The following is a 12,592-nucleotide window of genomic DNA, read 5'->3' on the forward strand; positions in this document are numbered from 1 at the left end:
CCTATTAAGTTGCCATTCACGTAATTTCAATTTGTGAGAGACTTACACTATACCGTGAACCGGCGCCAGACAAGGGCTAGTTCACCATAAAAAATCTGCCTGTCTGGCGGCTTTAGTCCGTATTCTGTGAACAGAACGCAATCTTAACCTAACTTAAACCATATATGCTTCCTGATAACCGCTGGCCGGTCCAATATTTCGGCAAAAGATTCTGTACGCTGCTGTGGCTTGTTGCCTTCTCGATGCTGGTGAGTTTCCGGGCAGAGGCGCAGGTGATTTACAAGGGAGGCTCCAATGTGCAGCTCCTTTACGGGCGCAACCTCAATCAGTCGGGGCAGCTCGCTACCATCACCCTGGAGCATTTTGGGGATGTCGGTGCATTTGAGCACTTCGGTTTTGCAGACCTGTTCAACGATGCCAGCCTGGCTGCTCCCAACCTGTACCTAGAGTGGTACCCGAAACTCAGCCTGAGCCGTGCCACGAAAAGTGAGGTGAGCCTGGGGCCGATAAGCGATGTGCTGGTAGGCGGCGGCATTAACGTGCTGTTCGGCGGCACAGAAGACTTTTTCGCCTACACGGCAGGTCCGGCGTTCAAATTCCGTATACCTGGCCAGGGCTTACTGCAACTCGAAACTTATTACTACAAACAGCATGGCGCTGAATACCACGGCACCTACCAGATTACGCCGAGCTGGGACATTCCTATACCTATAGCAGCGCGTGCCCGTTTTCGTTTCCGGGGTTTCATGGATTTTATAGGAGATCGCGGGCCGGGTACCACGCAATACCTCACGCAGCCACAACTTTTCGTGGATATGGGTAATTTCTGGGAAAAGCCCGGCAAGGTATACGTTGGTTCGGAGTGGCGCTACTGGCACAACGTAGTCGGTATAGCAGGGCTTAATGAGTCGATTTTGCAGGCCAACGTGCTCTTTACACTGTAAGGAGATAGCCAGCCTAGGACACAGGAATTATTCGCACGCAGGATTTTATGCTTTCGGTCACTTTTTCAAACGGTCACCTTTTCAAAAACGGGGCAGTTTTGCTTTTTCCGGACCTGGCCACCTGCTCCGGTGTTCCGGCTACTACTACGTTGCCACCTTCCTCACCTGCTCCCGGGCCAATATCGATTACCCAGTCGCTGGCGGCGACTACGCGCATGTCGTGCTCTACTACGATCACGGTATTGCCGGCCTCTACCAATTTGTTCAGTTGGGTCATCAGTTTTTCAACGTCGGCTGGGTGCAGACCGGTAGTGGGCTCATCGAGTATGTAGAGCGTGTTTCCGCGCTGCGATCGTTGCAGTTCCGTGGCCAGTTTGATGCGTTGCGCTTCGCCGCCCGAAAGCTCTGTGGCTGGCTGACCGAGCCTCAAATAGCCCAAGCCTACTTCCCTTAGCACAGTAAGAGCCCGATGCACGGCCGGTTCCTCGTCAAAGAACTGCCAGGCGGTATCCACGGTCATGTCCAGCACTTCGGCTATGTTCTTGTCGCGGTAGGTTACCTCCAGGGTTTTGGCGTTGTAGCGGGCACCCTGGCAAACCGGGCAGGGGGCATATACGCTGGGCAGAAAAAGTAACTCCACCATCACAAAGCCCTCCCCCTGGCAGTTTTCGCAGCGGCCCTTGGCTACATTGAAGGAGAAACGACCGGCGTCATAGCGGCGAGACTTCGCCATGGGTGTTGCGGCAAACAGCTTGCGCACATGGTCAAACAAGCCGGTGTAGGTGGCCATGTTGGAGCGCGGGGTACGCCCGATTGGTTTCTGGTCTACGCGCACCATTCGTTTTATGTGCTCTAGCCCTTCCGTGATATGCCCTGCCGAGTGGATTGGGGCGGCCCGTTCCAGTTCATCGCCTTCCTCTTCCTCCACGGGTAGTTCATGGCCCAGGTGCGCGGCCACTAACTCAACCAGTACCTGGCTGACCAGGCTCGATTTGCCCGATCCCGACACGCCTGTTACAGCGGTGAATACGCCCAACGGAAACGCAGCAGACAGGTTGTGCAGGTTGTTCCGGGTCACACCCTCCAGCCGCAGCCAGGCTTTAGGTGCTCTAGGCTGGCTGTTGAGTCCTGCAGATTTGCCAAACAGGAAGGCGCCGGTGCGGGAAGCCTTGATTTTTCGCAGTCCTTCCGGCGGTCCGCTATACAGAATCTCGCCACCTTTCTCACCTGCAGCCGGGCCAACGTCCACAATCCAGTCAGCATGCCGGATCACTTCCATATCGTGCTCCACGATGAAGAGCGAATTGCCCGCTTGCTTGAGCCCGTCCAGTGCCTTGAGCAGCGCCACCGTATCGGCGGGGTGCAGACCTGCCGAAGGCTCGTCGAGCACGTAAACCACGCCAAACAGATGGGAGTAGAGTTGGGTGGCCAGCCGCAAACGCTGTAGTTCTCCCGGCGACAGGGTAGGGGTGCTGCGCTCCAGCGACAGGTAACCCAGACCCAGATCCAGCAATACGTTAATGCGGGCGCAGAGATCCTCGGCGATGCGTTGCGCCACAATGGTCTGCTCCGGATGGTCAGCTTCCTGCTGCTCGTGTCCTTTGGCTGTACCGTCGGCAAATGGGCGTAGTATACCTGCCACCCGCTTCAGCGGCAACCTGGACAGCTCAGTGATATCAAGACCGGCAAACTTTACAGACAAGGACTCGGGGCGCAGGCGCTTGCCCTGGCAGGTAGGGCAGTCGGTACTCAGCATATACTGCATCACCCGCCGTTTCATGAGCGGGCTGTTGGTATGGGCGAAGGTATGGAACACGTGCCGACGGGCACTGCTGAACGTGCCCATGTAATTTGGCTCCTCTTTGCGTTTGAGGGCGCCTTGCGTTTGCTCGGGGGTATAGCCGGGGTATACTGGCACAACGGGCTGCTCCTCTGTGAAGAGTATCCAGTCGCGGTCTTTTTGGGGCAGGTCGCGCCAGGGCTTGTCTACGTCGTAGCCAAGCGTTACCAGTATGTCGCGTTGGTTTTGTCCGCCCCAGGCAGTGGGCCATGCCGCAATCGCCCGCTCCCTGATCGTGAGCGAGTCGTCGGGCACCATCGACTTTTCGGTGACTTCATAGATGCGGCCCAGGCCATGGCAGGTAGGGCAGGCACCCTCGGCGGTATTGGGCGAAAATGCCTCTGCATAGATGATGGACTGCCCCAGTGGGTAGTCGCCTGCGCGGGAATAAAGCATGCGCAGCAGGTTAGAGAGCGTGGTTACGCTACCAACCGAGGAGCGTGTGGTAGGTGTGCCGCGTTGCTGCTGTAAGGCTACGGCCGGTGGCAAACCATTGATGGCGTCCACTTCCGGCACGGCCATCTGGTGAAACAACCTGCGGGCATAGGGCGAAACGGATTCCAGGTAGCGGCGCTGCGCCTCGGCGTAAAGCGTTCCGAAGGCCAGCGACGATTTGCCCGAGCCGGATACGCCCGTGAATACCACCAGGGCATCGCGCGGTATGGCCAGGCTGATGTTTTTCAGGTTATGTTCGCGTGCACCGCGTATCTCTACGAAGCCGGTAAACTCTTTGGGTTGTGCTTTATTGTCTTTTGTCATGAGCAGGTTCAGGTATCAGGTAGGGCGCAGGTATACAATAACCGCTACAGTGAATGGGTGCGTATACGCAAAATCCGGTAAAACTATCTCAGAAACGAAGCAACAGGTATAGGAAAGCAGCAGTTGTTGTGGTGCCTACCAGTCTTCTATGGTATCTTCCTCATCATCCGGGTCATGGCCAGTGAAATCATCTTCCCAATCGTCTGTTATATAAACCTCATCATCTAAGGTATAGGCATCGTTCAGATCCTCCTCAGCAGCTGCGGTGGAGGAAAGCTGGTCCAGGAAATCCTGCAGCACAGGCACAGCGGCAAACCCGGTGTCGGTGAGGCTAATCAGCTCCCCGCACTGCAGAAAGCGGTTGGTGTCGAGCAGCACGTCGTAGATGGGGGTATGGATGTGCTTTGGGATTTTGTACAGACGCGGGTCGTCTTTGGTGAAAGGGGTTCTGACTTTGGAATTGAACAGGTAAGGAATAAGCGTTTTGGAGCAGCTGATGGCGATGCGCTGTACCTCATGCTCCTCGAAATACTCCTGCAGCCGACCGTTGATGTTTTCAAAGAATTCTAATGTTTCGCCTAACCGCACCCGTGAACCTGCCCGGGACTTGCCTTTGGTTTTGAGGTACTTGATCTGGCTTTTGCCCTGTTTTTTGCGCACCATGTACGAACGGAATACCTTATGGTCCAGGCAGCGGCCGTTCTCAAAATAACCCAATGCGCAGCTACCCGATTGTATTAGCAGGATCACGTAGTTCATGTGCTTCTCCAACGCAATACCTGTGTATGGCAACGGTAGCGGCAACCTGAAGTATACCTGCTCATTCCCACCTTCATCCAGAAGCGCGAGCCGGTGCTTGTCGGGGTCATACTCTGTGCGCACAGCGGAGGCCTCGAGGGTTCGGAGCAGTTCAGCGGCTTTGTCTTTGGGCAGAAATCGGTTCATGGGTATTGGGCGGAGAGGCAGACGAGCTGTTTTACTTTTTCAGGTATACCCGGAAGGTGGAGCCGACCCCTAACTGGCTTTCCACCTCTATGTGGCCACCGGCGTTTTCCACGATCTTTTTCACCATGTAAAGCCCGATACCGGAGCCCTCCACGTGATTGTGCATGCGGCTGAACATCGTGAATAGCTTTTGACTCCCTGACAGGTTCATCCCCAGTCCATTGTCCTGGACCATCAGCAAATAGAAGCTTCCTTTTGGATGGCAGGTGATCCGGATTTTGGGTTTGCGGTCCGGCGAACTATACTTGATAGCGTTGGAGAGCAGGTTGTAGATGACGGAGCGCAGGTTTTTATGCGAAAAGTGAAGATAAGGACAGGCTACAATGTCTATATCCAGCTCCGCCCCGGCCACATCCATCTGGGAAGATAGGTCCAGCCGGACATCGTTGATCACTTCTGCCAGGTCAATCAAGGTGGCTTCCGGGCTATTTTCCTTCTGCAACTTGATGACCTCGGTCAGGTGATCGATGGTTCGCTTAAAGCGCCTGATGGAATCTTCGATCATGCTGACGACCTGCGTCAGTTCTTCTGATTTCAGTAACTCAGGTGGCATAGACTCCAGCAGGATCTGCACCAGTCTCTCAATGTTGAAAATCGGCGCTTTCAGGTCATGAGAGGCCGTATAGATAAAATTGTCCAGATCCACATTGGTGCGTATCAGCTGTTCGTTGGCGGCGCTTAGCTGCAGGTTCGTGGCAGCCAGTTTCCTGGAAAGTGCCTTTGCTTCCTGCCCACTTGCTTCTACCCGATGAAACGCTTCTACCTGGTCTGTGATATCTGATACCAAGGTATAGAAACCGGCGACTTGTCCATCTCTTATATCCGGCACGTAGCTGGTCCTGATGTACTTGACGAAGTCTTTTCGATAAGGCATTTCACTCTCAAAATCGAGCCGTTCGCCGGCTAGAGCCCGGTCGATATACTGTTTCACGCCCTCGTAGGCACTTTCGCCCACCACCTCGCGGACAGAGCGACCCAGTAGGTCAGCAGATTTGATAGGGAACCAGGATTCGTAGGCCTTGTTGGCAAAACGGTACTTTTCTTCCTTGTCGAGGTAGCCGATCAGCACAGGCAGGGCGTCGGTGATAAGACGGAGCTGCTCCGCACTCTGCTCTACTTTTTGCCGGGCCCGCACCTGCTCTGTTACATCCTGCGCGTACACCATCACGCCATCCACTTTGCCGTGCTCGTTCTGGCGTGCCATGTAGGTAAAGGTGAAAAGGATCTCCTCTGGTTCATCCCCTTCGTGGCGCGCCAGCATCAGCGGAAACTCGTTGCCTTCATAGAGTTTGCCCGTTTCATATACCTGATCCAAAATGCCAGGTATGGCTGAATCCTTCAATTCAGGCAGCGCATCCAGCAAGGGTTTGCCCAGCATTTTACGGCCCGGGAAGATCTTTTGGAAAGCCGGGTTCACCAATTGGAAAACGTGCTTTGGTCCATCCAGCAACAGAAATGGGATAGGGGCATCCACAAACAACGTTTGGAGACGCTTATGCTGCAATTCCGTTAAGGCTTTGGAGCGCTCCAACTCCTGAGTCCGGAGCGCTATGCGCGCCTCCAGCTCCATGTTGAGTTTCTTCAGTTCTTCCTGGGCAGCGGAGAGCTCCGCATTGGCCTGCATCAGTTCGAGGCGGGCTTCTACCTGCGCGGTTACCTGGTAGGCAAACACCATAATGCCCTCTATGATCCCTTGTAGGTTGCGGACGGGCTGGTAGGTGAAGTTATAGTAATTCTCGCCTAAATGGCCCGTGTTGGCATGGTCCAGTTGCACCTTCATCTCGACGGCGTACACGCTTTCACCGGTTTCGTATACCTGGTTCAGCAAGTGCACGATGCCCTGCCCTTTTAGCTCAGGCATGGCCTCAATAATCGGTTTCCCCAGCAGGGGGCGGTCCCCCACAAGTTCCTGATAGAGGGGGTTGACGAACTTGAATACATGCTGCGGGCCTTCAAAAAGGCAGATCAGCGCGGGGGCCTGCATGAAGGTGTTGTAGAGTTTCTGGCGTTCAAGCTCAGCTTCTGCTCTGGCCGAAACCAACTGGGCCTTCGTGATTTTCTGCTCACCGGAGAGCACCTCCACCAAATGCTCGCTTTGCTCCAGCTTTTCCTGGGTAAGCACCTGCTCACTCACGTCCACCACCTTGTGAAGTATATACTGGATGTTTTGCGCCTCATCCATGATGGGGGTATTGGTCGGAAGCCAGTATTTTTCCTTGAATTCACCTGAACCTAGTGGCAGCTGTACATCATAGCGCTGCAGAGCCATTTGGTGGGGCTTCTTGTGCTGCAGCACCCAATTCAGGGAGTACTGTAAATTCTTAATACCATCTGGGGCAGAAAGGGCTGGGTTTTCTGGAAACACATCAAAGAGGTAACGGTCTTTTATTTCGTCCAGAGTACGATGTGTAGCTGCCAGATAAGGTTTACTGGCCGACAGGATGGTGAAATCAGGAGCTAGGAGCAGGTATAGATCAGGTACTGCTTCTATAAAATGTAGTAGTTCTGTTGGCAAGGCAGCAATCTTTGTCATGTCATTTAATCGAAATATAAAAGGTAACTCCCCGCACAATCAGCATAAAATTAATGAGGAGTACGAAAATCGGTTAAGCCGGTTTGGCTCATCTCAGGAACTTGGTTTCGGAGGGGATAGGCCAGTTTTTTATATTCTGTGAATATCGGATTTTTTAAATAAATCTGCAACCGTTCCCGCCTTAGCTGCCTGGAAACTGCCAGGTAAATAGCTGCGCACCCCAAATGGCCCTACCCTGCAAACTCGGGTTATGTTGCCGACAGTAAGTTTGCAGAGGTATATTCCGAAAGAGAAGCAGCGAGAAAGCATTGTATTTCGTACGTACTCAGGAAGTAGGTCAAAGTACCCGGCTGCAGTCGGGAAATCGAAAGACGAGCATAATCCAAGATGAGATGGACACTATTACTGCTGCTGTTGCTGTGCTCCTGCGTCGCACAACGCGAGGCAGAAAAGCAGCCTGACAAAAAGATACCTAAGTATTACCCGCCCGCCATTGCTGTACCGCGTCCGATTGTAGCCAAAAGGTCGGTTCTTGTCCCTGTGTTGGAACGAAGCCCGGTAGTCGCTCGTCCTGCCTATACCCTGGAATGCCCTGCCTGTGAGCCTACGATCGTAACAGAAACCCTATACCTGCCAGACACGGTGATGCTGGACTCACTGAACAGAGAGTTGGAGATAGAGCTGCTTGCCAACCAGGCCATCCGTAAAAAACTCAAATCCACCGAAGCGGAACGCGACTTTTGGCAGGAGAAAAATCGACAGAAGTTCTGGACCCTGATCGCCATGGCTGTTTTTGGGTTGCTGTACATCCTGTTTAAAGTACTGGCCTCCCGGGTGCGTGAAACCTAAAAAAAACAGCCGCTGCCATTTGGCAGCGGCTGTTCCGGAAATTCCAATCTATACCTTATCGCCGCAGGAAGTCCAGCAAATGACTGTTGACTTCCTCTTTGTGCGTTACGAACATTCCGTGCGGGGCGTCCTTGATCACGACATACTTGTTTTCCCGGATCCCTTCGGCTGCTTTCTCGCTGCTGGGTTTAATGGGCACGATCTGGTCCGCATCGCCGTGCATGATCAGGGTCGGTACCCGCACGTTTCGCAATTCCTGTCTGAAATCGGTGTAGGCCCAAGCTTTGGCTGTTTCGATGGTGCCGCGCGGGGAGGCAAGCGAGGCGATTGTCCAGTCGTAGCGCAGCTGTTCCTCACTCGATTTACCCTTGTTGTCGCTGTAGTTGTAAAACAGCTTGCTGAACTCTGCCAGGAAAGAAACCCGGTTGGTCTTCAGGGAGTCGATGATTTCTTCCAGTTTCTCATCCGGCACACCATCCGGGTTATCGTCCGATTTCTTCACCTTCGGAATAATGGAGCTGATGAGCACTGCCTTGGAAACTCTGTCATCACCGAACATCGAAAGGTAGCGCACCACCTCGCCGCCACCCATCGAAAAGCCCACCAGCACACAATGGTAAAGGTCCAGCTGCTCGATCAGGGAGCGCAGGTCAAGGGCCAGGGAGCTGTAGTCGTAGTGGTGCCAGGGGTGATCCGAATCGCCGAAGCCGCGCCGGTCGTAGGCAATGCAGCGGTAGCCGGCATTCACGAGAGCCTGTATTTGGTGCTCCCACATTTTGTGGCTCAGTGGCCAGCCGTGTATCAGGATAACGGGTTGCCCTTCACCATAATCCTGGTAATTGATGTACACGTTCTCGCCTTTCTGGATGTCCTCGGTTTCGATAAATGACATAGTTTTAAGTTTGTTTTGGTGTTAGAAATAGGAAAAAAAGCCTGCCGTTTCAGGTCTTTTCCTTTAACTGTGTTTCCATGGAAATGTTCCTGTCACATGCAGATTGGGATTCGTTTTCAGGAGGTTGCCCAACCCCGATGGGGGAAATTACTCCACTTCCGTCGGCACTTTCAACTGGAGTATGCTGGACTGGTCTACTTTGATGATTCCTCGCTTGGGCCGATCCAGATCGATGATGATAAAAACGACCAGGCAGATCAACAGGGTCATCATCATGGCCGGTACGGTGGTTCTCTTCTTGCCCAGTCCGCTTGCGTAACCCATCAGGGCACCTGACACAATGAAGACGATGAACAGCAGAAAGAGGATCACCTCCGGCACATGCAGCGCCAGGATCGCGTTGCGCCTCCCGAAGGCGTCGATCATGTTGTTGAGGGCGTCAATGAAGTAACCTGTCGTTACGTTTCGAGGGTCTACACGGGCGGCCTTAACCGCTGTGAGCCAAATTTCGTGTTGCTGCTTCTTGGTCTCATTTTCTAGCTTATGGAGCTCACTCACCATCACAGTACCGCTTGCGCTCACGGCAAGCCGAAGGTCTATGTAGCGTTGCAGTTGCTGTTCAGCCAGTGTATCGAGTGGGGCAGGGAGCAGGTTGGTTCGGAGGAGGGCGGTGCCGATGGTATTCGCTTCGTGGATCACGGCCTCGCTGCGGTTGTTGAAGCGTTGCAGGGCCATGTTGAAGGTGAAACCAAGTATAAGGGCCAGCAAACCCAGGGTGCCGGCCTGTATGGTGTTGGTCTGCGTTTTGACATCCACATCAATTTTGGTCTGGTAGTAGTGGCCCAGCCGGTAGCCCAGTTCGTTTGCCAACAGGATCAAAACAAACAGGGTAGTAACGATTAAGATACTGTTCTGGTCATACATGATTTCTTTTGAAAAGTCCATTTACATCAGCCATACAAGATGTTACTTTTCGCAGCCTGACCGATTGCGAATATGCTGTATACGGATATTCGGCAGAAGGTATAGCCCGGAGCGTCCTATACGGTTTGCCAGCCGGAAATTATGCTGGGCTGCCCTATACCTGAAGAGGAACTTCGGGGCGCGAGGTTGAGGTAGGGGTAGGTGACTTTAGAAAGGTATAACCCCTGCGGAAAAGCCGGGCTCAGGATTTTGGGGGTGTGTTCGGTGGCCAGATAGCTCTCAAACTCATCCAGGCTTAGTGCGCCGGTACCAACCTGCAGCAGTTTTCCGACGATGATACGGATCATCCTGCTCAAAAACCGATTGGCGGATATCTGAAAACGCAACCTGTCTCCATTTTCAGATGCCAGCCATTGGGCCGTCGTTACATGGCAGAGGGTGCTCTCGTGTGCAGCCGGGGTAATGCAGAAGTTCTTAAAATCCTTATAAAAGGGGAGCAGGGCCGTAGCGGTTTTCAGGTGGTCCAGGTTCAGGTGCCGGATCAGGTATAGGGAGCTCACATCGCTCAGAAAAGGGTCTTTATAGGTATGGATAAAATAATCGTAGCTCCGGCTGTTGGCGTCAAAGCGGGCATGGGGCAGGCCTTCCATCGGTATGATGTCGAACACAGCAATGTCCGGAGGCAGTACTTTGTTGAGCCGGAACAACATGTCGAATTCCCAGGGTTGGGCGACATCCAGGTGAAAGAAAAACTGGCTGGCATGCACACCGGCATCCGTGCGCCCACATCCGACAATGGCCACCGGCGCTCTCAGGATTTTGCCCAGGCACGCCTCTATCGTTGCCTGCACATTTACCCCATAAGGGTGCCGCTGCCAGCCCCGGTAGTTGGTACCGCTATACCCAATATGGAAGAAATAACGCATGCAATTGTTAGGATTAGACTATGCTGAAATCAGGTATACAAGGTAGTGCAAAAACTCAGAACGGATGCCATCCAAAGAATTGCGGACGCTTTAAAGTTTCCGCTACGGATTAATAAGCTTAATTTTGGGATTCAAGCAGCGCACCATGTCGAAATCCAAAAAGCTTAACAATGTGACCCTGGGCCAGGTCTTCAGAACCATTATCTTGCCCCGTAAGAATTACCTGGCCATTGGCCTGGTCCTGATCATCATCAGCCGCCTGGCCGGACTGGTGTTGCCGGGAGCCAGCAAATTCCTGATCGACGACGTGATCCCGAACGGAGACAGCACCCTGTTGAAGTGGTTGATCGGGGCTGTGGTTGGGGCTATTGTGATTCAGTCGGTCACGTCCTTTGCACTGACGCAGATACTGAGCGTGGAGGCGCAGCATTTGATCTCGCAGCTGCGAGCCAAAGTACAGCGACACATCATCCAACTGCCCATTCGCTTTTTTGACAATACCAAAACCGGGGAGCTTGTGTCGCGCATCATGACCGATGTGGAGGGCGTGCGCAATTTGGTCGGGACGGGCTTTGCCCAGATGATCGGCGGGGTGCTGACCTCACTTATCTGTTTGGTGCTGCTTATCTACATCAGTCCGCTCATGACGGCCTATGTCTTGCTGCCCGTGGCGATTTTCGGTTTCATTTCCCTGAAGGCCTTTGGCAAGATACGGCCTATTTTCCGGGAACGTGGCGTCATCAATGCCGAAGTAACGGGCAGGCTCACAGAAACGCTCGGAGGCGTGCGCGTGATCAAGGGGTTCAATGCCGAGGAGCAGGAGATCAGAACCTTTGAAGATGGCGTGACCCGACTTTTCCTGAACGTGAAGAAGAGCCTGATCACCACCAGCCTGGTTACTTCTTCGGCTACCCTGCTGCTGGGCCTCGCTTCGGCGGGCATCATGGGCATTGGCGGTTACCAGATCATGAGTGGCGAAATGACCTTCGGCGACTTTCTGGCCTTTACGCTATACCTGGGTTTTATGATAGCGCCTATTCTGCAAATGAGCAATATTGGGAGCCAGTTTACGGAAGCCTTTGCCGGTCTGGACCGTACGGAGGAAATCCTGAATATGCCGCTGGAGAATGCCGGCGGACAGCGTACCCTCAACCTGGAGCCGATCCATGGGGATGTGGTTTTCGATAAGGTTTCGTTTGCTTATGAGGAAGGGAAGGATGTGGTAAAGGAGATCAGCTTTAAAGCGCCTGCCGGTTCTGTTACGGCGTTGGTCGGGACATCCGGTTCAGGCAAAACCACCATCGCCGGGTTGGCAGCTTCGTTCCTGAACCCGGAGAGTGGCACCATCACCGTGGACGGCCACGACCTGCAAACCATCAGCCTGCAGAGCTACCGCAGCCAGCTGGGAGTGGTGCTGCAGGACGACTTTCTGTTTGAGGGTACCATCCGGAACAACATCCTCTTTCCGCGCCCTAACGCCACAGATGACCAACTCATGCAAGCCGTGGAAGCCGCCCACGTGCAGGAGTTCACCGATCGATTTCCTGATGGACTGAACACGCTGATAGGGGAGCGGGGCGTGAAACTCTCAGGCGGACAGCGGCAGCGCATCGCCATCGCTCGTGCTATACTAGCCGATCCGCGCATCCTGATTCTGGACGAAGCCACTTCCAATCTCGACACAGAGAGCGAAAGCCTGATACAAGCCAGTTTGAAAAACCTGATGCAGGGGCGCACAACTTTCGTGATTGCCCACCGACTCAGCACCATTCGCCAGGCCGACCAGATTCTGGTTATTGAGCAAGGGCACATAGTAGAGCAGGGCCGACACGAGGAATTGCTGGAAAAGAAAGGGAGATACTACCAATTGTATACCTACCAGGCCAGAATTTAAGGCCAAGTATAACCTAGCGAATTGAA

General features: G+C 53.6%; 9 protein-coding genes. 3 read left to right on the forward strand and 6 right to left on the reverse strand.

Translation table 11 applies throughout. The features are described 5' to 3' along the window. The first annotated feature begins 164 nt into the window (after nt 1-164). Nucleotides 165-944 carry a hypothetical protein gene (locus tag H9Q13_RS01070; RefSeq protein WP_191181909.1) on the forward strand — a complete coding sequence of 260 codons (780 nt, stop codon included), beginning with the start codon at nt 165-167 and terminating at the stop codon, nt 942-944. A 73-nt stretch (nt 945-1,017) separates the two neighbouring features. Here the strand turns inward: H9Q13_RS01070 and uvrA are convergent, their stop codons facing one another. The 3 genes from uvrA to H9Q13_RS01085 all read right to left on the reverse strand — a co-directional run bounded on the left by uvrA (nt 1,018) and on the right by H9Q13_RS01085 (nt 7,081). After that, nucleotides 1,018-3,543, reverse strand: a complete 2,526-nt coding sequence (uvrA, locus tag H9Q13_RS01075; RefSeq protein WP_191181910.1) for an excinuclease ABC subunit UvrA — start codon at nt 3,541-3,543, stop codon at nt 1,018-1,020. A 135-nt stretch (nt 3,544-3,678) separates the two neighbouring features. Continuing rightward, a complete protein-coding gene (locus tag H9Q13_RS01080; protein WP_224743991.1) occupies nt 3,679-4,488 on the reverse strand; it encodes a hypothetical protein in 810 nt (269 codons plus the stop codon). Between the two features lie 31 nt (nt 4,489-4,519). Then, on the reverse strand, nt 4,520-7,081 hold the full coding sequence (locus H9Q13_RS01085) for a PAS domain-containing sensor histidine kinase (protein WP_191181911.1): 2,562 nt from the start codon (nt 7,079-7,081) through the stop codon (nt 4,520-4,522). Nucleotides 7,082-7,468: 387 nt separating this feature from the next. Between H9Q13_RS01085 and H9Q13_RS01090 the strand changes: the two genes are divergently transcribed. Further along, on the forward strand, nt 7,469-7,930 hold the full coding sequence (locus H9Q13_RS01090) for a hypothetical protein (RefSeq protein WP_191181912.1): 462 nt from the start codon (nt 7,469-7,471) through the stop codon (nt 7,928-7,930). A 55-nt stretch (nt 7,931-7,985) separates the two neighbouring features. Here H9Q13_RS01090 and H9Q13_RS01095 read toward each other — a convergent pair whose 3' ends face one another. The 3 genes from H9Q13_RS01095 to H9Q13_RS01105 form a co-directional block, all read right to left on the reverse strand. Further along, a complete protein-coding gene (locus tag H9Q13_RS01095) occupies nt 7,986-8,822 on the reverse strand; it encodes an alpha/beta fold hydrolase (RefSeq protein ID WP_191181913.1) in 837 nt (278 codons plus the stop codon). Nucleotides 8,823-8,969: 147 nt separating this feature from the next. Then, nucleotides 8,970-9,767 carry a bestrophin-like domain gene (locus H9Q13_RS01100; protein ID WP_224743992.1) on the reverse strand — a complete coding sequence of 266 codons (798 nt, stop codon included), beginning with the start codon at nt 9,765-9,767 and terminating at the stop codon, nt 8,970-8,972. Between the two features lie 95 nt (nt 9,768-9,862). After that, on the reverse strand, nt 9,863-10,672 hold the full coding sequence (locus H9Q13_RS01105) for a tRNA pseudouridine synthase A (RefSeq protein WP_191181914.1): 810 nt from the start codon (nt 10,670-10,672) through the stop codon (nt 9,863-9,865). A gap of 145 nt (nt 10,673-10,817) precedes the next feature. Here H9Q13_RS01105 and H9Q13_RS01110 point away from each other — a divergent pair, with 145 nt between their 5' ends. Continuing rightward, nucleotides 10,818-12,566, forward strand: a complete 1,749-nt coding sequence (locus tag H9Q13_RS01110) for an ABC transporter ATP-binding protein (RefSeq protein ID WP_191181915.1) — start codon at nt 10,818-10,820, stop codon at nt 12,564-12,566. Nucleotides 12,567-12,592 lie beyond the last annotated feature (26 nt).

Origin of the sequence: Pontibacter aquaedesilientis (assembly GCF_014773225.1) — a bacterium.
Lineage (GTDB): Bacteria > Bacteroidota > Bacteroidia > Cytophagales > Hymenobacteraceae > Pontibacter > Pontibacter aquaedesilientis.

Bases quoted from the DNA above. Each gene is read 5' to 3' on its own strand.
- H9Q13_RS01070 (WP_191181909.1), top strand. From the start codon at position 165: ATGCTTCCTGATAACCGCTGGCCGGTCCAATATTTCGGCAAAAGATTC.
- uvrA (WP_191181910.1), bottom strand. From the start codon at position 3,543: ATGACAAAAGACAATAAAGCACAACCCAAAGAGTTTACCGGCTTCGTA.
- H9Q13_RS01080 (WP_224743991.1), bottom strand. From the start codon at position 4,488: ATGAACCGATTTCTGCCCAAAGACAAAGCCGCTGAACTGCTCCGAACC.
- H9Q13_RS01085 (WP_191181911.1), bottom strand. From the start codon at position 7,081: ATGACAAAGATTGCTGCCTTGCCAACAGAACTACTACATTTTATAGAA.
- H9Q13_RS01090 (WP_191181912.1), top strand. From the start codon at position 7,469: ATGAGATGGACACTATTACTGCTGCTGTTGCTGTGCTCCTGCGTCGCA.
- H9Q13_RS01095 (WP_191181913.1), bottom strand. From the start codon at position 8,822: ATGTCATTTATCGAAACCGAGGACATCCAGAAAGGCGAGAACGTGTAC.
- H9Q13_RS01100 (WP_224743992.1), bottom strand. From the start codon at position 9,767: ATGGACTTTTCAAAAGAAATCATGTATGACCAGAACAGTATCTTAATC.
- H9Q13_RS01105 (WP_191181914.1), bottom strand. From the start codon at position 10,672: ATGCGTTATTTCTTCCATATTGGGTATAGCGGTACCAACTACCGGGGC.
- H9Q13_RS01110 (WP_191181915.1), top strand. From the start codon at position 10,818: ATGTCGAAATCCAAAAAGCTTAACAATGTGACCCTGGGCCAGGTCTTC.